The sequence below is a fragment of the Pseudomonas sp. GW822-FHT02E03 genome (assembly GCF_058802325.1).
Genome location: NZ_JBXAOA010000008.1, coordinates 96,558 through 117,700, shown reverse-complemented (window position 1 = coordinate 117,700; position 21,143 = coordinate 96,558). Strand labels below are relative to the sequence as shown.

Below are 21,143 nucleotides of genomic sequence, written 5' to 3'. Positions count from 1 at the left end.
AACTCAGTGGCCGATGGCGGTCTTGGTGTAGGACTCTCGATCGATGTCGAGGATTTCAACACACAGCTGGACCTGAACTTCTGCCGGCCACTCACACACATCCTGCACCACGGCCAGCAGGCTGTCAGACAACTGCTTTTTGATCTGCGGCGAGCGACCGCTCAACAGCGCCAGCTTCACATGCACGAACGCCCGCTCGCCCAGTGCAGTGCCCACCCTGAAAGTCTCGACCTTCACTGCACGAGACTTGATATCGAATTCAGCACCAAACTGGCCGGACGCGACCAACGCGTTGTTGAGCCGCATCAACGCCAGATCGGCATTCAACTCGGGCAAGTTGGCGGTGTATTCCATGTGCAGGTGGGGCATAACGGGGCTCCTGAAGATTGGCAGAAAGGTCGTACATATAACACAGAGCCGCCCTACTCACTGGGAGGCGCAAGAGTCGCACGCTCACTCATGAACGCCTCCAGACGCGAGCGCAGCCAGCGTTCGGCCGGATCGCTGTCGACATGACTGAGCCAGACCATGGACAGGTCCAGTGTCGGCGTCTTGAACGGAAACGGCTCCTTGAACAGTTGGCCGGACGCGGCCATCGCCTCGGCCGTGTAATCCGGCAGGCTGGCGATCAGATCGGTGCCGGCAAGCAAGGCCGGCAATGAGCTGTACTGCGGAACGGACAGCACTACCTGGCGTGTACGACCGATCTCCGCCAGCCATTCATCAGCGTAGCCACTGACATTCGCGGTATGGGACACCAGCACGTGCGGCCGCGAGCAATACTCATCAAGGGTCAGCGGTGTGTCCGAGGCGTCTGCGCGCAAAATACTGGGCTGGATGTGCCGCAACAATTTGCGCTTGGCGTTGGCCGGCAGGCCGCGGGTCTGGCTGATACCAACGGTGATATCACCAGACGCCAGCAGGTCGGGAATGCGCCAGTAGTCGACATGCTGGACCACGAACACCACCTTCGGCGCTTCCTGGCGCAAAGCACGCAGCAGCGGCGGTAACAGGCCGAACTCGACATCGTCCGACAGCCCGATGCGAAACGTCATGGTGCTGCTGAGCGGATCAAAATCATGGGTCAGGCTCAAGGCCACCGACAGCGAGTCCAACGCCGGTGACAGGTGCAGAATAATTTCCTCGGCCCGCGCCGTCGGCTCCATGCGATGGCCGACCCGAATGAACAGCGGATCGTTGAACATCGTCCGCAAGCGGTTCAGCGCCGCACTGATGGTCGGCTGACCGAGGAACAGCTTTTCCGCCACCCGCGTGACGTTGCGTTCGAGCATCAATGTCTCGAACACCACCATCAGATTGATGTCGGCCTTGCGCAGTTCGTTGCGATTCATCCATTGTCCCCCGATCCCAGACGGCGGACAGTTTAGGGAGGTCTTGCGATCGGCGTCTATGCAGGTTGGCAAATGACCCGATCCCTAAAAATCCAGGGCACTTATACGAGCGTTCGGAAAAAAAAGAAGCTGCTCTGACTGAGCAGCTTCACCGCCCAGGAGTCTATATCTCCTTGACCGGGGTCTGATCATGAGTCCCTTTGATCAAACTGATGGCATGCACGCAATCAGACTTGTTGACGTAAGCCTCCCCACTGGCAATCGTTTCATGGTTCCCCGCCCGCAAACGCCAGCGCCATTGGCCCTTGCCAGTTTGTGCGATACCACGGGTTTGCCTGTAAATCTCAAAATACATTGATCGCTCCTTGCGACTGCTGATTACGACAGGTCAGTGACCTGCAGAACCAGAGTAGATGAGGAATTTTTGCGGCAATGTCTTTCAATGTGAGGGGATATTTCGAAGATAACTTCTTGATTCACGAAGCGATCAACAAATACAGGGGGTGGTAATTAAAGCGACTCAGTGGAGGTACTTTTCTTGGGAACAGGCATATTTTTCTTACGCTGTTGAGCTGATTTATCCGACGCTGAAAACCTGAGGCAAATGCAGTGAAAGTGGCCAGTCGGAAAAATCCGCGTAAACAAAAAAGCCCCGTAGATTTTCATCTACGGGGCTTTCTATATATGGCGGAGAGATAGGGATTCGAACCCTAGGTACCGGTGAAGGTACAACGGATTTCGAATCCGTCCCATTCGGCCACTCTGGCATCTCTCCAACGGCGCGCATCATAACAACACTTTTGCCGGAAGCGAACCCCCTAAGCGAAATTTTTCCGTGCTATCAGATGCTTGCGTCGATTACAGCGGTACACCCAGACGATTGGCAACTTCTTCGTAGGCTTCGATGACGTCACCGAGGCCCTGACGGAAGCGGTCCTTGTCCATTTTCTTGCCGGTGGCCTTGTCCCACAGACGGCAGCCGTCCGGGCTGAACTCGTCGCCCAGGACGATGGAGCCGTCGGAGAAAACGCCGAACTCAAGCTTGAAGTCGACCAGCAGCAGGCCGGCGTCGTCGAACAGTTTGCTCAGGACTTCGTTGACCTTGAGCGACAGTTCTTTCATGCGAACCAGTTGCTCGGCAGTGCCCCAACCGAATGCCACGACGTGGGATTCGTTGATGAACGGGTCGCCCTTGGCGTCGTCCTTCAGGAACAGTTCGAAGGTGTAAGGGTTGAGCTTCATGCCCTCTTCAACGCCCAGGCGTTTGACCAGGCTGCCGGCGGCGTAGTTACGCACGACGCACTCGACCGGGATCATGTCGAGCTTCTTCACCAGGCATTCGTTGTCGCCCAGCAGTTTGTCGAATTGAGTCGGCACGCCGGCTGCTTCGAGTTTCTGCATGATGAAGGCGTTGAACTTGTTGTTCACCATGCCTTTGCGGTCGAGCTGCTCGATGCGCTTGCCGTCGAACGCCGAAGTGTCGTTGCGAAACAGCAGGATCAAGCGGTCAGCGTCGTCGGTCTTGTAAACCGATTTGGCTTTGCCGCGGTAGAGTTCTTCACGTTTTTCCATGATGGGCTCCGCTTGCTAAGTAGGTGGGCTAGGCGATGTGTCGCCAGTCGAGCCCTGAATCTTGATCGGCCAGTTGCAGCCAGTCCGGGTCGCACCCGAGGGTGTCGACAAAACATTGCCGGGCCAGCTGCGGCAGGTTGTTCTTGCTGCTCAGATGGGCCAGGACCAGGTGTTGCAGGCCTTGCCAGCCCAACTCGGCCACCAGGAATGCCGCCTGATGGTTGTTCAAATGTCCCAATTCACCGCCCACCCGTTGCTTGAGAAAGTACGGGTAGTGACCGCGAGCCAGCATGTCACGGCAATGATTGGACTCGATCATCAATGCATCGAGGTCCCGGTAGCCGTCCAGCACCTTGTTGCAATATGAGCCCAGGTCGGTCAACAGGCCGAAACGCCGCTGACCGTCGCTGAAGACATACTGCGTCGGCTCCTGTGCATCATGGGCCACGGCAATGACGCCGATGCTCAGGTTACCGATTTGCAGTTGCTCGCCGCCAGCCAGAAAGCCTGCGGGTTCAATCGGTTTGCGCATCCCGCGCAGGGTCCCGCGACTGAGGTAGACAGGCAGATTGTAACGCCGAGACAGCAAACCCACGCCATGCACGTGGTCGGCATGTTCGTGGGTCACGAGTATCGCGCTCAGCTGCGAAGGGTTCACACCCAGTCGCAGCAGGCGTTTTTCGGTTTCCCGCAGGGAGAAACCACAATCCACCAGTACATACGTGTCATCGCTGGCTATCAGCGTGCCGTTCCCTTGGCTACCGCTGCCGAGAACGGCAAAACGCATGTGATCAGCCCAGGTTGTCCTGAATCACGCTCAACACTTTGCGCGCCACGTCTGCTGGCGCCACGGTGTTGATGTTTTTCTCGACGGTGACTTGCACGTTCTCGCCAACCTTGCTCAGGCGAACCTGATAACGCTCGGCGCGGGCTTCAACTTCTTCCTTGTCCGGCTTGCTGCCGAACAGACCGCTGAAGAAACCTGGCTTCTCGTCCTTTTTCTCGGCTTTTTCGGCGAGGTTGATGTAGTACAGGCCCAGGCTGCGGTTGATGTCTTCAACACGCCATTCGCCCTGTTCCAGCGCACGACCGACACTCGACCAGGCACGATCCAGATCGGAACCGACGTTGAGCACCGGGTTGCCGCTACCATCTTCGGTCAGGCTGACACGACTTGGCGTATCGAAATCACGAGAGGCCAGCATGGAGACCGAACCGCCCTTCTCCGAGGTGCGGCTCATGCTTGCCAGCATGTCGTCGACCAGTGCTGCGTCCAGGCCGGTGTTAACCGAACGATTGGTGAAATCCACATTGGCGGTGCTGCCGGCAGGACGCTCGGCGCTGACCACGTAAACTTCACTGGTGTTGCGCTGCACGCCTGGTTCGATACGCACCCGCACACGGCTTTCACTGTCGGCGCCGACACCGGCTGCGCTCAGGCGCTTGGCCATTGCTGCGGACAGTTCATCGGAACGCTGCCAGGTGGTGGTGAATTCGCCAGTTTGTGGGCGTTGCTCGTCCAGACGGAAACCGTTGTCCTGGAAGAACTGCACGGCCACGGGCCATACTTCGGCCGGTGGATGCTGGGCCATGACCCAACGCGAATCGCCGCTCTTCTGCAGGGTGTAGTCGCTGGCATCAGCCGCGGCCGACAGCGGCTGCGGACGAGGCACAATGTATTCGCCCTTGGCGGTGTCGTCAGCCACGTTGCGCGGGATCGGCAACAGCGGATCCAGACGCTTGGCGGTGCTGACGTCCGGTGGCAGTTGCATCGGTGCAGTCTGTTGCGCTTCCAGGTAGTCGCTACCACGGTCACGGAAATAACCTTCCGGGCCCCAGATCCATCCGCAGCCACTGGTGCTGGAGATAATCAAGGCAAGTGCGGAAAGTCCGGCCAATCGCTTCATGCGTAGTACTTCCTCAATTAAACCAGGACGCCGGACTGGCGCATGGCCTGCCGCAGCGGTTCGTGACAGGCAGCACTGAGCCAGGTGAGCGGCAGACGGATACCGTCCGGCATCAAGCCCATTTCATGCAGAGCCCATTTCACGGGGATAGGGTTGGATTCGATAAACAGGGTTTTATTGAGCGGCATCAGTTTTTCGTGGATCGCCCGGGCTTTGACGGCATCACCAGCCATGGCCGCGGCACACAACTCGCTCATGGCGCGCGGTGCAACGTTGGCGGTCACCGAAATATTGCCCTTGCCGCCGAGCAGCATCAGCTCGACCGCGGTCGCGTCGTCACCGGAATACACCAGGAAGTCGCTGCTCACGCCGGCCAGGATGTCCTTGGCGCGCTGCAGGTCGCCCGTGGCTTCCTTGATGCCGATGATGTTCTTCACGGTCGACAGGCGGATTACCGTCTCGGCCTGCATGTCGCAGGCGGTACGGCCCGGCACGTTGTAAAGGATCTGCGGGATGTCGACGGCTTCGGCGATGGCCTTGAAGTGCTGGTACAGGCCTTCTTGCGTCGGCTTGTTGTAATAAGGGGTTACCAGCAGGCACGCGTCGGCGCCGGCGTTCTTCGCGTTGGTGGTCAGTTCGATCGCTTCGCGCGTCGAATTGGCGCCCGTACCGGCGATCACCGGAATACGCCCTGCAACCTGGGCAACCACGCGACGAATCACTTCGATGTGTTCGTTCACGTCAAGCGTGGCCGACTCACCTGTAGTGCCGACCGCCACGATGGCGTTGGTGCCCTCTTGCAGGTGGAAGTCCACCAGTTTGCTCAGGCTGTCCCAGTCGAGACGACCCTGTGCATCCATGGGTGTGACCAGTGCCACCATACTGCCCGCAATCATGCAACCGCTCCTGCCGGAAAAAGAGAGCGGTAATGGTACTGGCGCCAAGATGCTTGTACAAGCGAAGTACTGCGCTGCTGCCATTCCCCTTGGCGCTGCTTTTCGCTACCCTTCAGACTTTGATCGGTACTGATAAGCTCGTACGCCGCGTTCCAGCCTCCATTTTCGGCATCACAAGCCCCGATCCAGCGTTGCCACCCCTCGCTCTCGCCACTCTGGAGCACGTCGCAACCTTCGGCCGGGTTTTCTGAATTCGCATCCGCAGGCTCGTCCCGGTAAAAAAAGCCCATAAAAGTATCGACCGCTCATCGCTTTAGGAATGCTGCATGTCCACCCCCACAGTTCGCGAACAATTCCTTGTCATCAGTGCCCTCGGCGCCAACCCCATGGAGCTGACTAACGTCCTGTGCCGCGCCAGCCATGAAAACCGCTGCGCCGTGGTCACCTCTCGCCTGACGCGTCATGGCGAATGCAGTGCGTTGATCCTTGAAATCTCGGGCAGCTGGGACGCCCTGGCGCGCCTCGAGGGCAGCCTGCCAGTGCTGGCCAAACGGCACGCCTTTACCGTTAACGTGGTCCGCAGCGCTGCCCTGGAGAACCGTCCCCAGGCCCTGCCATACGTTGCCTACGTCAGCTCGGCCTACCGCCCGGACATTATCAACGAGCTGTGCCAGTTCTTCATGGATCACAACGTCGAACTGGAGAACCTGACCTGCGACACCTATCAGGCCCCGCAGACCGGCGGCACCATGCTCAACGCCACGTTCACCGTGACCTTGCCGGCCGGCACCCAGATCAGCTGGTTGCGTGACCAGTTCCTGGATTTTGCCGACGCCATGAACCTGGACGCACTGATTGAGCCGTGGCGCCCACAAAACCCAATGTAAGGAAGCTTTCATGGCCGTAGCCATCGACCAACCGGTTGCCGACTTCGAAGCACCCGCCACCAGCGGGCAATCCGTCAGCCTCGCGGGCCTCAAAGGCAAGCAAGTGGTGATTTACTTCTATCCGAAGGACAGCACGCCGGGCTGCACCACCCAGGGTCAGGGTTTTCGTGATCAGCTTGACGCCTTTAAAGCCGCCAATACTGAAGTCTTCGGCGTGTCTCGCGACAGCCTGAAATCCCATGAAAACTTCAAGGCCAAGCAGGCGTTCACCTTTGAGCTGATCAGTGACAAAGAAGAAGCGCTGTGCCAGCTGTTCGACGTGATCAAGCTGAAAAAGCTCTACGGCAAGGAATACATGGGCGTTGATCGCAGCACGTTCCTGATCGACAAGAACGGCGTGCTGCGTCAGGAATGGCGCGGTGTGAAGGTACCGGGGCATGTGGATGCGGTTTTGGCTGCGGCTCAGGCGCTGAACAAGGCCTGATCATTTGGGCGTCTGTCCGGACGCCTTCGCGGGCAAGCCTCGCTCCTACAAGATTTCAAACCCTGGATGTAGGAGCGAGGCTTGCCCGCGAAGAGGCCCTCGAGGCTGACAATTAAAGCAGCGGTGCCACCACCGGTTCTTTGCGCGGCCAGGCATCGAGCACAGCCTTGAACAGCGTCGCCAGGGGAATCGCAAAGAATACGCCCCAAAAGCCCCACAACCCACCAAACAACAGCACCGCGCAAATGATCGCCACCGGGTGCAGATTGACCGCTTCCGAGAACAGCAGCGGCACCAGCACGTTGCCGTCCAGTGTCTGGATGATCCCGTAGACCGCCATCAAATAGATGAACTGATCGCTCCAGCCCCACTGGAACAGTGCAATCAGCAGCACTGGCACGGTCACCACCACCGCCCCGACGTAAGGCACCACCACCGACACACCCACCAGCAACGCCAGCAGCGCCGAATAGTTGAGCCCCAGCGCCACGAAGGCGATGTAAGTCACGCCACCGCAAATGAAGATTTCGATGACCTTGCCACGAATATAATTGGCGATCTGCCGATTCATTTCCTGGGCGACCCGGGTAATCAGCGCCCGCTCACGCGGCAGATAACCGCGGACCCACTGGCCGATCATCTCCCGGTCCTTGAGAAAGAAGAACACCAGGATCGGCACCAGCACCAGGTAGATCATGATGTTCACCAGCAGCGGCAGGCTCGACAGCGAGAATGTCAGCGCCCACTGGCCGAACTTGCCGATCTCGCCCCGTGCCACTTCGATCGCCTGCAGCACTTGCTCATCCGACACCAGATGCGGATAGCGCTCGGGCAGCAGCAACAGCAGCGACTGCCATTTGGCGAGCATGCCGGGCAATTCGTTGAACAGCGTGATCAATTGGTGCCAGAGCAGTGGTACCACGATGATGATAAAAACCAGCAACAACCCCATGAATAACGCGAAAACCAGCCCCACCGCCGCGCCACCCGGCACGCGCAGGCGCTCGAGGGTCACTACCAGCCCCTGCATCAGATACGCCAGCACCATACCGGCCAGTACGGGCGCGAGCATTCCACCCAGGGTGAGCACCGCGGTAAATGCCAGAAACAGCAGCACCGCCAGCACCACGGCTTCTTCATCCGAGAAGTAGCGCTGAATCCAGTCGCGTAACACCTTGAACATCAATAATCCTTAGAAACGAACGCAGCAGGTTTCAGGCTTTTTTCAACCAATAGCGGTAAACACCCGCCTCATCTTCTTCACGAAGCAGCGTATGACCGGCCAATCGGGCAAAGGTGCGAAAGTCGCGCTGGGAACCTGCATCGGTGGCGATCACCTTGAGTACCGCACCGCTGGCCAGTCGATTGAGCTCCAGTTTGGCTTTGAGCAACGGCAACGGGCAATTCAGACCGCTGGCGTCCAGTTCGGCGTCGTGGGTTACTGTGTCAGTCATTGAATCACTCCGGGGCGGGGGTTAAGCCGCTTAGAATATCTGGTCCCAAGCGTAGTGTCCGGCTACAGTAAGGTCTTTGTCGACTAAGGCTTTGTGCATGACTTTTTTGCGCCCTACCCTGCTGACGCTCGCTTGCCTGCTCGCCTCACCGGGCTTCGCCGACGACTTGCCGTCACTTGGTGACGCCAGTTCTGCCATCGTCTCGCCGCAACAGGAACACCAATTGGGCCGTGCCTGGCTGGCGCTGTTGCGCAGTCAGGTGTCGCAGCTCAACGATCCGCAACTCAAGGATTACGTCGAATCCAGCGTCTACCGGCTGGTGGAAACCAGCCAGGTCAATGACCGGCGCCTGGAGTTCATCCTGATCAACAGCCCGCAGCTCAACGCTTTTGCCGCGCCGGGCGGAATCGTCGGCGTCAACGGTGGCTTGTTCCTCAATGCCCAGACCGAGGGTGAATATGCTTCGGTAATGGCCCACGAACTGGCTCACTTGTCGCAGCGTCACTTCGCCCGCGGTGTCGAAGCGTCGCAACGCATGCAAGTGCCCATGATGGCTGCGCTGCTGGCTGGCATCGTGATTGCCGCGGCCGGTGCAGGTGATGCAGGGATCGCGGCCATTGCCGGTACCCAGGCAGCGGCGATTCAGGAACAACGACGCTTCTCGCGCCAGAATGAACAGGAAGCCGACCGTATCGGCATCATGAATCTGGAAAAGGCCGGTTACGACCCGCGCTCGATGCCGACCATGTTCGAACGGCTGATGCGCCAGTACCGCTTCGACGCCAAGCCACCAGAATTCCTGCTGACTCACCCGGTAACCGAATCGCGGATCGCCGACACCCGCAACCGCGCCGAACAGGCCAAGTCGGGCGGTATCGAAGACAGCATGCGTTATCAGCTGATTCGGGCGCGCGTGCAACTGATCTATGAAGAAACCCCAGGCCTGGGCGCCAAGCGCTTTCGGGCCCAACTCGATGAAAACCCGAAAAACGATGTCGCGCGCTATGGCTTGGCAATCGCCCAGATCAAGGGTGGCCAGCTAAATGAGGCTCGGGAGAACCTCAAGCTGCTGCTGGCCAAATCGCCGAACGAGATCATCTACAACCTGGCGCAGGTCGATCTGGACATCACCAATAATCGTCTGCCCGATGCTCAATCTCGGGTCGACCGAATGCTCACTCAATACCCCGGCAACTACCCGCTGAATCAGGTGCGCGTCGACCTGTTGCTCAAGCAGAATCGAGCGGTCGAAGCGGAAAAAGCACTGGAGACCCTGCTCAAGAGCCGACCCGATGATCCGGACGTCTGGTACATGGTGGCCGAGACTCGTGGCCTGTCGGGCAACATCATCGGCCTGCATCAAGCTCGCGCAGAGTACTTTGCGCTGGTCGGCGACTATCGCCAGGCAATCCAGCAACTGGACTTCGCCAAGCGAAAGGCTGGCAGCAACTTCCCGCTGTCGTCGCGGATCGACGCACGGCAACGTGAGTTGATGGAGCAGGAACGCATGGTCAAGGACATGATGGGCTGACCGCTTCAGAAACAGAAAATCCAGTTACAAAAAAACCGCCTCTTTCGAGGCGGTTTTTTATTCAGCCGACAACCGGTTTATTCAGCAAGTTTGAAGGTGATGAAGCTGGCGCGACCTTGACGCAGAACCCGCATCGACACCGAGCGGTTCTTCGGCAGTGCCTTGGCAATGTCCGTGAACTCCTTGGAGGAGCCAATCGCCTGGTTGTTCAGGTGAGTGATCACGTCGCCCGGCTGCAAGCCGATCAGGGCAGCAGGGCCATCCTGAACTTCCTTGATAACCACGCCACCCTTGAGGTCGAGGGTTTTCTTCTGTTCTTCGGTCAACTCGGCCACGGAAACACCCAGGCGATTGCTGCTGCGCTCGACGCTGGATTTAGGCAGGGCTTCCAGCTCTTTGCCTTCCTCAGGGATAGCGCCGACGGTCAGCTCGACGTTCTTGCGCTTGCCTTCGCGGATCACTTCAAGATCGGCTTTCGAGCCAGCCTTCAGCGCGCCTACCAGGTGCGGCAGATCGGCGGACATGACGATCGGTTGACCGTTCATGCTGAGGATCACGTCACCCACTTGCAGACCACCCTTGGCAGCCGGACCATCATCCTGGATCTGAGCCACCAGCGCACCGGCCGGCTTCTCGAGACCGAACGACTCGGCCAGATCCTTGTTCACTTCCTGGATGACTACGCCCAACCAGCCACGACTGACTTTACCGCCGCTTTTCAGCTGATTGGAAACGTCCATCGCCACATCGATAGGGATCGCGAACGACACGCCCATGAAGCCGCCGGAACGGGTGTAGATCTGCGAGTTGATGCCGACCACTTCACCGGCCAGGTTGAACAGCGGACCACCGGAGTTGCCCGGGTTGATTGGCACGTCGGTCTGGATGAACGGCACATAGTTTTCGTTTGGCAGGCTACGGCCGATGGCGCTGACGATACCTTGGGTCACCGTGTGATCAAAGCCGAACGGCGAACCGATGGCCACGACCCACTGACCGGCTTTCAGGTCCTGCGACTTGCCAAGCTTCAGAACCGGCAGGTCCTTGCCTTCGATTTTCAGCAAAGCAACGTCGGAGCGCGGATCGGTACCGATCAGCTTGGCCTTCAACTCACTGCGATCGGCGAGGCGCACGAGAATCTCGTCGGCATCGGCAATCACATGGTTGTTGGTCAGGATGTAACCGTCGGACGAAATGATAAAGCCCGAGCCCAGGGATTGCGCTTCACGCTGACGATCGCCACGGGGGGAACGCGGCTGCTGCGGCATGCCCCGTTCAAAGAACTCGCGCAGCATCGGCGGCAAGCCTTCAAGGTCAGGCATTTGTTCGCTGGACACCTTACGGTCCGGCAACTTCTGGGTAGTACTGATGTTAACCACCGCGGGCGAGGCTTGCTCGACCAACTGCGTGAAGTCAGGCAACTCGACCGCTTGCGCAGCGACCGCCTGACCGAGCACTAGCACGGTGGCAAAAATGGAGAGATAAGACTTCAAGCGTGGTATCGACATACGGCTCCCGTTACGACGAGCATGGTTAAGCGATATGGAGCAAGGAACACCGGAAACGATACGCCGGTATTTTTGTTCCGGGAACAACAAACAAGGCCAGAGCCGAGGGGGCTCTGACCTATAAAAAATTTTCGGGATATTTGCAAATGAAAATGCTCGGCAAAACATTTCGAGACATTAATGGCGCGACAGCCATTACCGATCCCCGCTCCAACCAGCCCCAGATGGGCGAGGCTGATCAGCTCACTGCTTGCTGGTAGCCGCGGCATCGTTGCGCATAGACAGCGCAATCCGTTCGGCGGTGCCAATCGGTATTTCACCGACCACGGTCACCATCATCTCGCCTTGCGGTGTAGTCAATCGCCGGGAGACAGCAACGGTTGGCCCCAGCTGGGTGCGCGTATCAGTGACTGTTGCGCCATTCAACGGCTCAAGGAATACCGAGAATCGGGCCAGACCGTCGTCGAACATCAGACTGTTGACCTGGGCTTTGGTCTCCGGGTCCTTGTGAGAGGTACTGCTGGTCAGCTCGAAACCTGCCGGTAACCAGTCCGAATGCCAGACCTGCGCAGTTTTGACGGCGGAAGCCTTGTCACTGTCGAGGGTAATGGTTTTGCAATCAGGGCCTGCCTGCAAATCGCTGTCGGAAGGCACCTCGGCAGTATCCAGTCGGGTGAACTGGAACCGCTCCAGCAGTTGCCCTTTGTCATTGAGCAACAATGACTTCAACGGCAAACCGGTTTCCTTGTCCAGATGCAGCTCAAAACCGTAACGATGCTGATCGCGAGGCTTTAACGACACGATCACCGCCGCACGCCCGGCCACACGCGACTTGCCAATGACGGCAAGGTCATACCAATTCTTTAGCTTTTGTGGATCGAGTGCACGAGCGGTGGAGTTGGGTGAGTCCCCCAGCCCTGCTATCAGGGTGCCGCTCACGCATTGAGTATGCCCATCAATGCGCACGACTTCCTGTGCCGAGCCGTCGAGCTGGAGTAAACGCTCGCGGACCTTGCCATCCTGGACGCGATGCCAGATGTTATGGGTAGAGAAACTACCGTTACGCTCGTAGACGAAAGTACCGTGGAAGCTCTGCGTTTGCTCCGCCTGTCCCAGACGCTTCAGCCAGTCCTGGGCTTCATCGGCGTGGGCTGGAACAACAAACCAGCCGCTGAGCAGAAGCGTAAGTAGAGGTATGGCGCGCATGATCCTCCTTAACGGTTTTCCAGACTTGCTGCACGAGCGTAAGGCAGAGCGCTCTCAGTACCTTTCAATGCAGCCTGTTGAGCATGTTGGCGCAAGTAACCTGGCAGACGCTGATCGTGCCAGCCTGGCTGACCTTGCAATACGCCGTTGGCCATAGGGCCAGTGGCTTCCGAACTCTCATTGTAGCCTGCCAATACAGCGGGACCCTTGACCTGAGGAGCGGTCAGACCCGGTTGACTGGATTGCTGGGCCAACTCGACACCGGCGATCTCGTCCTGGTTGTACAGACGAACACCCGCCAGCACGGCAACGGTCACCGAAGCAGCAACTGCCAGACGACCCAGGCTGCGCCATGGACCGCGAGAAGCTTTTGCCGGTACGGCTTCGTCAGCCAGCGCAGCAGAGACTGCCGCAGCGATGTCCAGACGAGGAAGCAACAAATCTTTGTGCATAACTGCCCGAGCGATCTGGTAACGAGCCCAGGTATCGCGGGTTTCAACATCGTCGAAGGCATTCAACACCCGACGCAATTCCAATTCGTCCGCTTCGTTATCCATCACTGCGGACAGCGATTCCTGCAGGGCTTCACGACTCATGGCGTTCCTCTCTTGGCTGTCGCCGCTGTCTCAGTTTTCCTGCAACAACGGCTGCAGGGCTTTATCGATGGCTTCCCGGGCGCGGAAAATCCGGGAGCGCACGGTACCCACCGGACACTGCATGACGCTGGCAATGTCCTCGTAACTCAGACCATCGAATTCACGTAAAGTTAAAGCCGTACGCAAATCTTCTGGCAGTTGCTGAATGGTTCGATGGACGGTGCCTTCGATCTCATCCCGCAGCAATGCACGTTCTGGCGACTCGAGATCCTTGAGGCCATGATCGCCGTCGTAGAACTCTGCATCCTCGGAACTGACATCGCTATCCGGCGGCCGGCGGCCGCGTGAAACCAGATAGTTTTTCGCCGTGTTGATGGCGATGCGGTAAAGCCACGTATAAAACGCGCTGTCTCCGCGAAAATTACCAAGTGCACGGTATGCCTTGATAAAGGCTTCCTGTGCGACATCCTGGGCTTCATGGGTGTCGTGCACGAACCGCACGATCAACCCGAGAATTTTGTGCTGGTATTTCAGCACTAGCAGATCGAAAGCTCGCTTGTCGCCGCGTTGAACGCGCTCGACCAGCTGCTGATCCTCTTCCTGGGTTAGCATGAACACTCCTCGATAAGCTCGAAGGAGGCTTGCATTACTGAACGACCAGACTTGCAAACATAGACTCGGGCTTTTCGCAAAAGTTCTCCCCCTTCAAGCAAGTTTCCGGCGCGCTCTGATTTGGCACGCACGAAAAGCGCAGCGCGGGATAACCCGGCTGCGCGAATAATCTTGTCATCGGATTCGTCAGCAAGGACCCAACCGCAAGTCCCGCACCGAAGCCGACACTGTCCCTTGTTTCAGGCAACCGTCTATTGATCTTGAGCCTTTGGCAAAAGTTCCATATTTATAGCTGCCCGAAACCGGCATTGCGCAACTGTGAAGAGAAAAAGACTGTTAAATCCACGATACAGTTGCCTTGTCGCCGAAGCCGTCAAAAAAACTTCCGACGAAGCGCCCAGCCTTTTCCGTCACAGTAGTTTCACAATGCCATGTGAGCCCGGCTATTGTGCCGCTCCCCCCCTCTATATACTAGTGGGCTGTGTGGCTGTCTTGACTCGCCGATCCAGCTGTCTTGCGCCAACCCCGTCCCGGGTCGCTTTGAGCGGAATCCTGAAATGAGCCAACAGTTTCAACACGATGTTCTGGTAATTGGCAGCGGTGCTGCCGGCTTGAGCCTTGCGCTGACCTTGCCCGGTCATTTGCGCATCGCCGTATTGAGCAAAGGCGACCTCGCCAATGGCTCGACCTTCTGGGCCCAGGGCGGTGTCGCTGCCGTTCTGGATGACACTGACACTGTCGAATCCCATGTCGATGACACCCTCAACGCCGGCGGTGGCCTGTGCCATGAAGACGCTGTGCGCTTTACTGTCGAGCACAGCAGAGAGGCGATTCAATGGCTGATCGACCAAGGCGTGCCCTTTACCCGCGATGAACAGTCCGGCACCGAAGATGGTGGTTTCGAGTTTCACCTGACTCGCGAAGGCGGTCACAGCCATCGGCGCATCATCCACGCTGCCGATGCGACGGGCGCGGCGATCTTCAGAACCCTGCTCGATCAGGCCAAGCAGCGTCCCAACATCGAACTGCTGGAGCAGCGGGTCGCGGTCGACCTGATCACCGAAAAGCGCCTGGGTCTTGAAGGCGACCGTTGCCTCGGCGCCTATGTGCTCAACCGCGGTACCGGTGAAGTCGATACCTACGGCGCACGCTTCGTGATCCTTGCCTCGGGCGGCGCGGCAAAAGTCTACCTCTATACCAGCAACCCCGACGGTGCTTGCGGTGATGGTATCGCCATGGCCTGGCGTTCGGGCTGCCGGGTGGCGAACCTGGAGTTCAACCAGTTCCACCCCACCTGCCTTTATCACCCGCAAGCCAAGAGCTTCCTGATCACCGAAGCCCTGCGCGGCGAAGGTGGCCACCTGAAGCTGCCCAACGGTGAGCGCTTCATGCAGCGTTTCGACCCACGGGCCGAGCTGGCACCACGGGACATCGTCGCCCGCGCCATCGACCATGAGATGAAGCGCTTGGGTATCGACTGCGTCTACCTGGATATCAGCCACAAGCCCGAAGACTTCATCAAGACGCACTTCCCGACGGTCTATGAGCGCTGCCTGGAATTCTCCATCGATATCACCAAGCAACCGATCCCGGTGGTACCGGCGGCGCACTACACCTGCGGCGGCGTGATGGTCGATCAGCGGGGGCGCACCGATGTGCCGGGCCTGTATGCGATTGGCGAAACCAGCTTCACCGGCCTGCATGGCGCCAACCGCATGGCCAGCAACTCGCTGCTGGAGTGTTTCGTTTACGCTCGTTCGGCGGCGGCGGACATTCTTGAGCAGTTGCCAGAAGTATCGATTCCAACCGCCCTGCCCGTTTGGGATGCGAGCCAGGTCACCGATTCGGACGAAGACGTGATCATTGCGCACAACTGGGATGAACTGCGGCGTTTCATGTGGGACTACGTCGGCATCGTGCGCACCAACAAGCGCCTGCAACGGGCTCAGCACCGAGTGCAACTGTTGCTGGACGAAATCGACGAGTTCTACAGTAACTACAAGGTCAGCCGGGATTTGATCGAGCTGCGCAACCTTGCTCAGGTAGCAGACCTGATGATCCGGTCAGCCATGGAGCGCAAGGAAAGTCGCGGCCTGCATTACACCCTCGACTATCCGAACATGTTGCCGGTCGCCCTGGATACTATTCTGGTGCCGCCCACCTACGCCGACTGAACTTGAGCCGAACCCGCAGGCGTCGGTGCACATCCGCCGCCTGCGAATCGCGCGGCACACAGATCGCCCTGATCCGTCGCTCATCGCGCAGACGAAAACGCAGTACCACAATCAATGGCAACGCCAGACTGTCCGGCCGCAGCTGCACGGGCTGCCAACCCACCGCCTGATTCCACAACTGCCAGCCATCGGCATCGCGACGCAAGCCGCTAAACGCCTGCGGGTGTGTCAGCAAAATCTGTCGCGGCAATGCCCAGACGCCATGAGCCAGACAGCAAAAAGCGCCGAGCAAACTGGCCCAGACCGGTATGGAAAGAAGAAACAACGAACCCAGCGCGAAAAGCTGGGCCAGAAGATACGCCGCCAGCAACTGCCGTGAGGCATGCCAGCGGCATTCGAACACGTTACTTGGGCTGGACACGATCCAGGATCATGCGAACCATGCGCTGAAGCTCCGGATCTTCCGACTCGGCACGCTCCATGAACCAGCCAAACATGTCCTGATCTTCGCATTCGAGCAGCCTGACGTAGCACGCGCGATCGACCTCGTTGAGGTGCGGGTAAACCTCTTTCACAAACGGCACCAGCAACACGTCAAGCTCAAGCATGCCGCGGCGGCTGTGCCAGTAGAGGCGATTCAGTTCAACATCTTCGACCATGGAGCGCTCCTCAAATAGGCGGCAAGTATACAGCCCCGGGCCCGCTCGAACAGTCGGCTTTGGTCGCCCCATCGATCCTTTGTGAACTACCCATTTCATGGGCGCCCCCTTATGATGTCCATCGGACTCTTTACCCTGCGATGACCCATGGCCGATTCTGCTTTTTTCTGCACCCTGTCTCACGAAGGCGTTCTCGCGGTACGCGGCGCGGATGCCGGCAAATTCCTGCAAGGCCAATTGACTTGCAACCTTAATTACCTGAGCGACACCCAGGCCAGCCTTGGCGCGCGTTGCACGCAGAAAGGCCGGATGCAGTCGAGTTTCCGCATTCTGCTGGAAGGCGACGGTGTGCTCATGGCAATGGCCAGCGAGCTGCTGGAGCCGCAACTGGCGGACCTGAAAAAGTACGCGGTGTTCTCCAAGTCGAAACTGACCGATGAAAGTGCCTGCTGGGTTCGCTTTGGCCTTGAGCATGGCGATGCGGCACTGACCAGCCTGGGCCTGGAACTACCGGCAGAAACCGACAGCGTGGTGCGCAATGACGGCCTGGTTGCCCTTCGCGTCTCGCCGGATCGCGCTGAACTCTGGGTTCGTGCCGATCAAGCCGACACCATCAAGGGCAAGCTGTCCGCTCTGTTGGCCGAAGGTGAGTTGAATCAATGGCTGCTGGGCCAGATCCGCGCCGGGATCGGTCAGGTCATGCCGAGCACCCGCGAGCTGTTCATCCCGCAGATGCTCAACCTGCAAGCGGTCGGTGGCGTGAGTTTCAAGAAAGGTTGCTACACCGGACAGGAAATCGTCGCGCGCATGCAGTACCTGGGCAAGCTCAAGCGCCGTCTGTATCGCCTGCAGCTGGAAGCCAGCGAATTACCGGAGCCCGGCACCCAACTGTTCTCCCCGACCCACGGCAGTTCGATCGGTGAAGTGGTGCTGGCCGCCCGCGCCGAGCAAAACATTGAACTCCTGGCCGTGCTGCAAGCCGAAGCTGCAGAAGATGGCAACCTGCACCTTGGCGCACTCGAAGGTCCGGGCCTGCATCTGCTCGACCTGCCTTACCAACTGGATCGCGATCGCGAAATCCAGCGTTAACAGCAGTACTTGTCGCAATACCCTAGAGAAAAGAAATGAGCGAGCTGGCGGATAAGGTCCAACAGGATTTGGTTGAGGCCATCGATAACGATGACCTGGTTCTGCCAACGTTACCGGAAGTGGCCCTGCAGATTCGCAAGGCCGCCGAAGACCCGGAAATCAGTGTCAGCACACTGAGCAAAGTGATTGGCCGCGATACCGCGCTGTCGGCGCGCCTGATCAAAGTGGTCAACAGCCCGTTGCTGCGCGCGACCCAGGAAGTGACTGATTTGCACACGGCCATCACCCGGCTGGGCGTCAATTACAGCAGCAACCTGGCCATCGGCCTGGTGATGGAACAGATTTTCAACGCCCGTTCCGAAGTGGTGGAACAGAAAATGCGCGAAGTCTGGCGCAAAAGCCTGGAAATCGCCGGTGTCAGCTACGCGTTGTGCCGCAGTTATACGCAACTCAAGCCCGATCAGGCGGCGCTCGGCGGGCTCGTGCATCAGATTGGTGTACTGCCAATCCTGACCTACGCCGAAGATCACTATGAATTGCTGTCTGACCCGGTCAGCCTCAACCATGTGATCGACCGGATTCACCCGCTGCTCGGCGATAAATTGCTCAGGGTCTGGGAGTTTCCGGAAATGCTGGTGCAATTGCCGGGGCTGTATCTGGATTTCAAGCGGCAATCGGAACGGGTCGATTATGTCGATCTGGTGCAAGTGGCCAGCCTGTATTGCCACAAGGACACCGATCATCCACTGGCCCGTATTGATCCATTCAGCGTACCGGCCTTCAAGAAGCTGGGGATCGATCCGGAGAACAAGGCGATGTGCAAGGATCTGGAAGAGTCTCGGTCGATGTTTTACTGATTGTGAGCACGAGCAACTGTGGCGAGGGAGCTTGCTCCCGCTCGGCTGCGCAGCAGTCGTAATCCAGACAACACGGTTTAACTGAAATACTGCGGTGTATGGTTTTGGGGCTGCTTCGCAGCCCAGCGGGAGCAAGCTCCCTCGCCACAGGTCCTGTGTTCACTCTCCTGCGATAAAACTCACCCGCACCTTCAACCCCGCCCGCTCGCCATCATGCAGGCTGATCTGTGCCAGGTGGGCGCGGCAGATCTCGCCGACGATGGCCAATCCAAGTCCCGATCCGGCGACCTGCTCGTTACGTCGATAAAAACGCTCGAACACCCGATCCCGCTCTTCAAGGGGAATTCCCGGGCCATCGTCCTCAACCTCCAGCACCGCCGGTGCCATGACCCGCAAGATCACATTGCCGCCCGGCGGCGTGTGGGCCAGCGCGTTGTCCACCAGGTTACTCAACAGTTCATTCAACAATGTCGGCTCGCCACGCAGCCACACCGGTTCGTCGGCTTCCAGCGCCAACGCCACGCCACGTGCATGTGCCAACGGCGCCATGGCCATGCCCAGCTCACGGGCCAACTGACTGAGGTCGAGCAACTGCGCACCGCCCTCGGCGATTGCCCGGGCGCCATTCTCGACCCGGGCCAGCGAGAGCAATTGATTGGCCAGGTGAGTCAGGCGATCTGTGCCTTGGGCGGCGGTTTCCAGGGTGCTGCGCCAGGTGTCGGGTTCGTTCGAGCGCAAGCCCAGTTCGAGCCGTGCCTTGAGCGCCGCTAACGGAGTACGCAATTCGTGGGCGGCGTCAGCGATGAACTGCGCCTGGCGCTCGAACTGTCCGCGCAAACGCTCGGTAAAGTGATTGAGCGCACGCACCAGTGGCCCCAACTCATGTTGCACTTCCACCAGGGGCAAGGGTCGCAAGTCATCGGGCTGACGTTCTTCCACCGCCGTGCGCAAGCGCTCCAGCGGACGCAGCGCCGCACTGACCGCAAACCACACCAGCAGCAGCGCACCGATCGCCAACATGCCCAGACGCAACAAGGTGTCGGCCATCAGGCTGCGAGCCATGCGGACCCGTGCCTCATCGGTTTCCGCCACGCGGATTTCCGCCATGCCGTTCATGTTCGGCTCGCTGACCGCTTTGAGCAGGCTGACCACTCGCACGTTCTGCCCTTGATAAGTGGCGTTATAGAAACGCGCCAGCGCCGGATAATCATCGGTGCGCGGCGTTCCCGGCGGCGGTGCCGGCAGGTTTTCGTAGCCCGAGATCAGTTTCTGGTTGATGTCGTTGACCAGGTAAAAAATTCGCCCGGCGCTGTCGTAGGCGAATGTATCGAGGGCCACGTAAGGCACGTTGGCGCTGAGGCTGCCGTCGCGCTGGGACAGGCCGGCGGCGATGGTGCGCGCCGAGGCCAGCAAGGTCCGGTCATAAGCGGTGTCGGCGGCTTCGCGACCGTTCCAGTACGCGCTCAAACCACTGGCGAGCATCAACACCACCAACAGCAGCGCGAGGTTCCACAGCAACCGCCAACGCAGGCTGCTGAGCCTATGCATCGCGGCTTTCCAGCAGATAGCCAAGGCCGCGGAAGGTCACGATGGCCACCGGCTGGCCGTCGAGTTTCTTGCGCAAGCGGTGAACATAGATTTCGATGGCATCGGGACTGGCCTCCTCGTCCAGACCGAAAACCTGGGCGGCCAGTTGTTCCTTGCTCATCACCCGACCGGGACGGGCGATCAGGGCCTCGAGCACCGCCTGCTCGCGGGAGGTCAGGGTCAGCAATTCTTCGCCAAGGGTGAAGCGCCGGGTGTCCAGATCATAGGCCAGCACGCCACAACGCTGCAGGCGTTCACCGCCAAGCACACTGCGGCGCAGCAAGGCTTTGACCCGGGCTTCGAGCTCTGTCAGTTCGAAGGGTTTGGCCAGGTAATCGTCAGCCCCAAGGTTCAGGCCATGGACCCGATCCTTGACGTCGCTGCGGGCGGTCAGCATCAGCACCGGCAGGTTCTTGCCCCGGGCCCGCAAGCGCGCCAGCACTTCGAAGCCATCCATGCGCGGCAGGCCGACATCGAGGATCGCCACGGCGTATTCCTCGCTGCTCAAGGCCAGGTCGGCTGCCACACCGTCGTGCAGCACATCCACGGTCAGGCCGGTGCCCTTGAGCGCCTGGGCGACACTTTCGGCAAGCTGCAGGTGGTCTTCGACGAGCAGAACACGCATGGATCTTTACCTCATTCAGGGATGGTCGACGCCATTCTTTGGCGCGGAGTTTACAGCCGCATCCGTCGCTGTGAAGCCCGAAAACCGTGAAAGTCAGCTGAAAGGTTAGCGAAAGGTTGGCCGGTTAGAGTCCAGCCACGGACAGTT

General features: G+C 59.0%; 23 protein-coding genes and 1 tRNA gene. 6 read left to right on the top strand and 18 right to left on the bottom strand.

Annotation, left to right across the window (positions count from 1 at the left end; translation table 11 throughout):
• Nucleotides 1-3 precede the first annotated feature (3 nt).
• The 8 genes from AC1RQB_RS09055 to dapA all read right to left on the bottom strand — a co-directional run bounded on the left by AC1RQB_RS09055 (nt 4) and on the right by dapA (nt 5,727).
• Nucleotides 4-369: a 5-carboxymethyl-2-hydroxymuconate Delta-isomerase gene (locus tag AC1RQB_RS09055; protein ID WP_063342771.1), complete on the bottom strand. Its 366-nt coding sequence runs from the start codon at nt 367-369 to the stop codon at nt 4-6.
• A gap of 53 nt (nt 370-422) precedes the next feature.
• Complete coding sequence (locus tag AC1RQB_RS09050) at nt 423-1,352, bottom strand: LysR family transcriptional regulator (RefSeq protein WP_063342770.1); 930 nt, start codon at nt 1,350-1,352, stop codon at nt 423-425.
• A 163-nt stretch (nt 1,353-1,515) separates the two neighbouring features.
• The gene (locus AC1RQB_RS09045) at nt 1,516-1,707 is read right to left on the bottom strand and encodes a YegP family protein (protein WP_008074435.1); all 192 of its coding nucleotides are present in this window, start codon (nt 1,705-1,707) and stop codon (nt 1,516-1,518) included.
• Nucleotides 1,708-2,037: 330 nt separating this feature from the next.
• A tRNA-Ser gene (locus AC1RQB_RS09040) sits at nt 2,038-2,127 on the bottom strand.
• An 83-nt stretch (nt 2,128-2,210) separates the two neighbouring features.
• A complete protein-coding gene (purC, locus tag AC1RQB_RS09035) occupies nt 2,211-2,924 on the bottom strand; it encodes a phosphoribosylaminoimidazolesuccinocarboxamide synthase (protein ID WP_007898671.1) in 714 nt (237 codons plus the stop codon).
• Between the two features lie 28 nt (nt 2,925-2,952).
• Entirely contained in the window at nt 2,953-3,711 is a 759-nt protein-coding gene (locus AC1RQB_RS09030) for an MBL fold metallo-hydrolase (RefSeq protein ID WP_007898669.1), read from the bottom strand.
• Nucleotides 3,712-3,715: 4 nt separating this feature from the next.
• Complete coding sequence (gene bamC / locus AC1RQB_RS09025) at nt 3,716-4,831, bottom strand: NlpB/DapX family lipoprotein (RefSeq protein ID WP_008074465.1); 1,116 nt, start codon at nt 4,829-4,831, stop codon at nt 3,716-3,718.
• A gap of 17 nt (nt 4,832-4,848) precedes the next feature.
• Nucleotides 4,849-5,727, bottom strand: a complete 879-nt coding sequence (gene dapA, locus AC1RQB_RS09020; RefSeq protein ID WP_007898664.1) for a 4-hydroxy-tetrahydrodipicolinate synthase — start codon at nt 5,725-5,727, stop codon at nt 4,849-4,851.
• A gap of 326 nt (nt 5,728-6,053) precedes the next feature.
• Here dapA and AC1RQB_RS09015 point away from each other — a divergent pair, with 326 nt between their 5' ends.
• Nucleotides 6,054-6,614, top strand: a complete 561-nt coding sequence (locus AC1RQB_RS09015; RefSeq protein ID WP_007898662.1) for a glycine cleavage system transcriptional repressor — start codon at nt 6,054-6,056, stop codon at nt 6,612-6,614.
• 10 nt (nt 6,615-6,624) lie between these two features.
• The gene (locus tag AC1RQB_RS09010) at nt 6,625-7,098 is read left to right on the top strand and encodes a peroxiredoxin (RefSeq protein WP_007898660.1); all 474 of its coding nucleotides are present in this window, start codon (nt 6,625-6,627) and stop codon (nt 7,096-7,098) included.
• Nucleotides 7,099-7,210: 112 nt separating this feature from the next.
• On the opposite strand, the gene AC1RQB_RS09005 is transcribed toward AC1RQB_RS09010, so the two are convergent.
• Nucleotides 7,211-8,281: an AI-2E family transporter gene (locus tag AC1RQB_RS09005; protein WP_008074469.1), complete on the bottom strand. Its 1,071-nt coding sequence runs from the start codon at nt 8,279-8,281 to the stop codon at nt 7,211-7,213.
• A gap of 31 nt (nt 8,282-8,312) precedes the next feature.
• Complete coding sequence (locus AC1RQB_RS09000) at nt 8,313-8,552, bottom strand: sulfurtransferase TusA family protein (protein WP_008074470.1); 240 nt, start codon at nt 8,550-8,552, stop codon at nt 8,313-8,315.
• A 97-nt stretch (nt 8,553-8,649) separates the two neighbouring features.
• Here AC1RQB_RS09000 and AC1RQB_RS08995 point away from each other — a divergent pair, with 97 nt between their 5' ends.
• Complete coding sequence (locus AC1RQB_RS08995; RefSeq protein WP_063342769.1) at nt 8,650-10,083, top strand: M48 family metalloprotease; 1,434 nt, start codon at nt 8,650-8,652, stop codon at nt 10,081-10,083.
• 77 nt (nt 10,084-10,160) lie between these two features.
• On the opposite strand, the gene AC1RQB_RS08990 is transcribed toward AC1RQB_RS08995, so the two are convergent.
• From AC1RQB_RS08990 to rpoE, 4 genes are all read right to left on the bottom strand, one after another.
• Nucleotides 10,161-11,591, bottom strand: a complete 1,431-nt coding sequence (locus AC1RQB_RS08990) for a DegQ family serine endoprotease (protein WP_008014849.1) — start codon at nt 11,589-11,591, stop codon at nt 10,161-10,163.
• Between the two features lie 243 nt (nt 11,592-11,834).
• The gene (locus AC1RQB_RS08985) at nt 11,835-12,797 is read right to left on the bottom strand and encodes a MucB/RseB C-terminal domain-containing protein (RefSeq protein ID WP_063342768.1); all 963 of its coding nucleotides are present in this window, start codon (nt 12,795-12,797) and stop codon (nt 11,835-11,837) included.
• An 8-nt stretch (nt 12,798-12,805) separates the two neighbouring features.
• Entirely contained in the window at nt 12,806-13,393 is a 588-nt protein-coding gene (locus AC1RQB_RS08980) for a sigma-E factor negative regulatory protein (RefSeq protein WP_007898648.1), read from the bottom strand.
• Between the two features lie 30 nt (nt 13,394-13,423).
• Nucleotides 13,424-14,005, bottom strand: coding sequence for an RNA polymerase sigma factor RpoE/AlgU (gene rpoE / locus AC1RQB_RS08975; protein WP_003172477.1), 582 nt, complete (start codon nt 14,003-14,005; stop codon nt 13,424-13,426).
• A gap of 557 nt (nt 14,006-14,562) precedes the next feature.
• Between rpoE and nadB the strand changes: the two genes are divergently transcribed.
• Nucleotides 14,563-16,179 carry an L-aspartate oxidase gene (gene nadB, locus AC1RQB_RS08970; protein WP_008074472.1) on the top strand — a complete coding sequence of 539 codons (1,617 nt, stop codon included), beginning with the start codon at nt 14,563-14,565 and terminating at the stop codon, nt 16,177-16,179.
• Here nadB and AC1RQB_RS08965 read toward each other — a convergent pair.
• Together AC1RQB_RS08965 and AC1RQB_RS08960 are read right to left on the bottom strand one after the other, a co-directional pair.
• Complete coding sequence (locus AC1RQB_RS08965; RefSeq protein WP_063342767.1) at nt 16,148-16,600, bottom strand: protein YgfX; 453 nt, start codon at nt 16,598-16,600, stop codon at nt 16,148-16,150. The genes nadB and AC1RQB_RS08965 overlap by 32 nt on opposite strands.
• The gene (locus tag AC1RQB_RS08960) at nt 16,584-16,838 is read right to left on the bottom strand and encodes an FAD assembly factor SdhE (protein ID WP_007898624.1); all 255 of its coding nucleotides are present in this window, start codon (nt 16,836-16,838) and stop codon (nt 16,584-16,586) included. The genes AC1RQB_RS08965 and AC1RQB_RS08960 overlap by 17 nt, the downstream gene beginning before the upstream one ends.
• A gap of 147 nt (nt 16,839-16,985) precedes the next feature.
• Between AC1RQB_RS08960 and ygfZ the strand changes: the two genes are divergently transcribed.
• Together ygfZ and AC1RQB_RS08950 are read left to right on the top strand one after the other, a co-directional pair.
• A complete protein-coding gene (ygfZ, locus tag AC1RQB_RS08955) occupies nt 16,986-17,927 on the top strand; it encodes a CAF17-like 4Fe-4S cluster assembly/insertion protein YgfZ (protein ID WP_063342766.1) in 942 nt (313 codons plus the stop codon).
• 35 nt (nt 17,928-17,962) lie between these two features.
• Nucleotides 17,963-18,784 (top strand): HDOD domain-containing protein, encoded by an 822-nt coding sequence (locus AC1RQB_RS08950; RefSeq protein ID WP_008014843.1) that lies wholly within the window; start codon nt 17,963-17,965, stop codon nt 18,782-18,784.
• Nucleotides 18,785-18,943: 159 nt separating this feature from the next.
• Here the strand turns inward: AC1RQB_RS08950 and AC1RQB_RS08945 are convergent, their stop codons facing one another.
• Both AC1RQB_RS08945 and AC1RQB_RS08940 read right to left on the bottom strand, forming a co-directional pair.
• A complete protein-coding gene (locus tag AC1RQB_RS08945) occupies nt 18,944-20,332 on the bottom strand; it encodes a sensor histidine kinase (RefSeq protein ID WP_063342765.1) in 1,389 nt (462 codons plus the stop codon).
• On the bottom strand, nt 20,325-20,996 hold the full coding sequence (locus tag AC1RQB_RS08940; protein WP_063342764.1) for a response regulator: 672 nt from the start codon (nt 20,994-20,996) through the stop codon (nt 20,325-20,327). The genes AC1RQB_RS08945 and AC1RQB_RS08940 overlap by 8 nt, the downstream gene beginning before the upstream one ends.
• Nucleotides 20,997-21,143: the final 147 nt, after the last annotated feature.

Excerpts from the sequence above, each read along its gene's own strand:
- rpoE (WP_003172477.1), bottom strand. The coding sequence starts at position 14,005 with ATGCTAACCCAGGAAGAGGATCAGCAGCTGGTCGAGCGCGTTCAACGC.
- ygfZ (WP_063342766.1), top strand. The coding sequence starts at position 16,986 with ATGGCCGATTCTGCTTTTTTCTGCACCCTGTCTCACGAAGGCGTTCTC.
- AC1RQB_RS08945 (WP_063342765.1), bottom strand. The coding sequence starts at position 20,332 with ATGCATAGGCTCAGCAGCCTGCGTTGGCGGTTGCTGTGGAACCTCGCG.
- AC1RQB_RS08950 (WP_008014843.1), top strand. The coding sequence starts at position 17,963 with ATGAGCGAGCTGGCGGATAAGGTCCAACAGGATTTGGTTGAGGCCATC.
- AC1RQB_RS08980 (WP_007898648.1), bottom strand. The coding sequence starts at position 13,393 with ATGAGTCGTGAAGCCCTGCAGGAATCGCTGTCCGCAGTGATGGATAAC.
- dapA (WP_007898664.1), bottom strand. The coding sequence starts at position 5,727 with ATGATTGCGGGCAGTATGGTGGCACTGGTCACACCCATGGATGCACAG.
- AC1RQB_RS09015 (WP_007898662.1), top strand. The coding sequence starts at position 6,054 with ATGTCCACCCCCACAGTTCGCGAACAATTCCTTGTCATCAGTGCCCTC.
- AC1RQB_RS08940 (WP_063342764.1), bottom strand. The coding sequence starts at position 20,996 with ATGCGTGTTCTGCTCGTCGAAGACCACCTGCAGCTTGCCGAAAGTGTC.
- AC1RQB_RS08990 (WP_008014849.1), bottom strand. The coding sequence starts at position 11,591 with ATGTCGATACCACGCTTGAAGTCTTATCTCTCCATTTTTGCCACCGTG.
- AC1RQB_RS09045 (WP_008074435.1), bottom strand. The coding sequence starts at position 1,707 with ATGTATTTTGAGATTTACAGGCAAACCCGTGGTATCGCACAAACTGGC.
- AC1RQB_RS08995 (WP_063342769.1), top strand. The coding sequence starts at position 8,650 with ATGACTTTTTTGCGCCCTACCCTGCTGACGCTCGCTTGCCTGCTCGCC.
- bamC (WP_008074465.1), bottom strand. The coding sequence starts at position 4,831 with ATGAAGCGATTGGCCGGACTTTCCGCACTTGCCTTGATTATCTCCAGC.
- AC1RQB_RS08960 (WP_007898624.1), bottom strand. The coding sequence starts at position 16,838 with ATGGTCGAAGATGTTGAACTGAATCGCCTCTACTGGCACAGCCGCCGC.
- AC1RQB_RS09010 (WP_007898660.1), top strand. The coding sequence starts at position 6,625 with ATGGCCGTAGCCATCGACCAACCGGTTGCCGACTTCGAAGCACCCGCC.
- purC (WP_007898671.1), bottom strand. The coding sequence starts at position 2,924 with ATGGAAAAACGTGAAGAACTCTACCGCGGCAAAGCCAAATCGGTTTAC.
- AC1RQB_RS09050 (WP_063342770.1), bottom strand. The coding sequence starts at position 1,352 with ATGAATCGCAACGAACTGCGCAAGGCCGACATCAATCTGATGGTGGTG.
- AC1RQB_RS09055 (WP_063342771.1), bottom strand. The coding sequence starts at position 369 with ATGCCCCACCTGCACATGGAATACACCGCCAACTTGCCCGAGTTGAAT.
- AC1RQB_RS08985 (WP_063342768.1), bottom strand. The coding sequence starts at position 12,797 with ATGCGCGCCATACCTCTACTTACGCTTCTGCTCAGCGGCTGGTTTGTT.
- nadB (WP_008074472.1), top strand. The coding sequence starts at position 14,563 with ATGAGCCAACAGTTTCAACACGATGTTCTGGTAATTGGCAGCGGTGCT.
- AC1RQB_RS09005 (WP_008074469.1), bottom strand. The coding sequence starts at position 8,281 with ATGTTCAAGGTGTTACGCGACTGGATTCAGCGCTACTTCTCGGATGAA.
- AC1RQB_RS09030 (WP_007898669.1), bottom strand. The coding sequence starts at position 3,711 with ATGCGTTTTGCCGTTCTCGGCAGCGGTAGCCAAGGGAACGGCACGCTG.
- AC1RQB_RS09000 (WP_008074470.1), bottom strand. The coding sequence starts at position 8,552 with ATGACTGACACAGTAACCCACGACGCCGAACTGGACGCCAGCGGTCTG.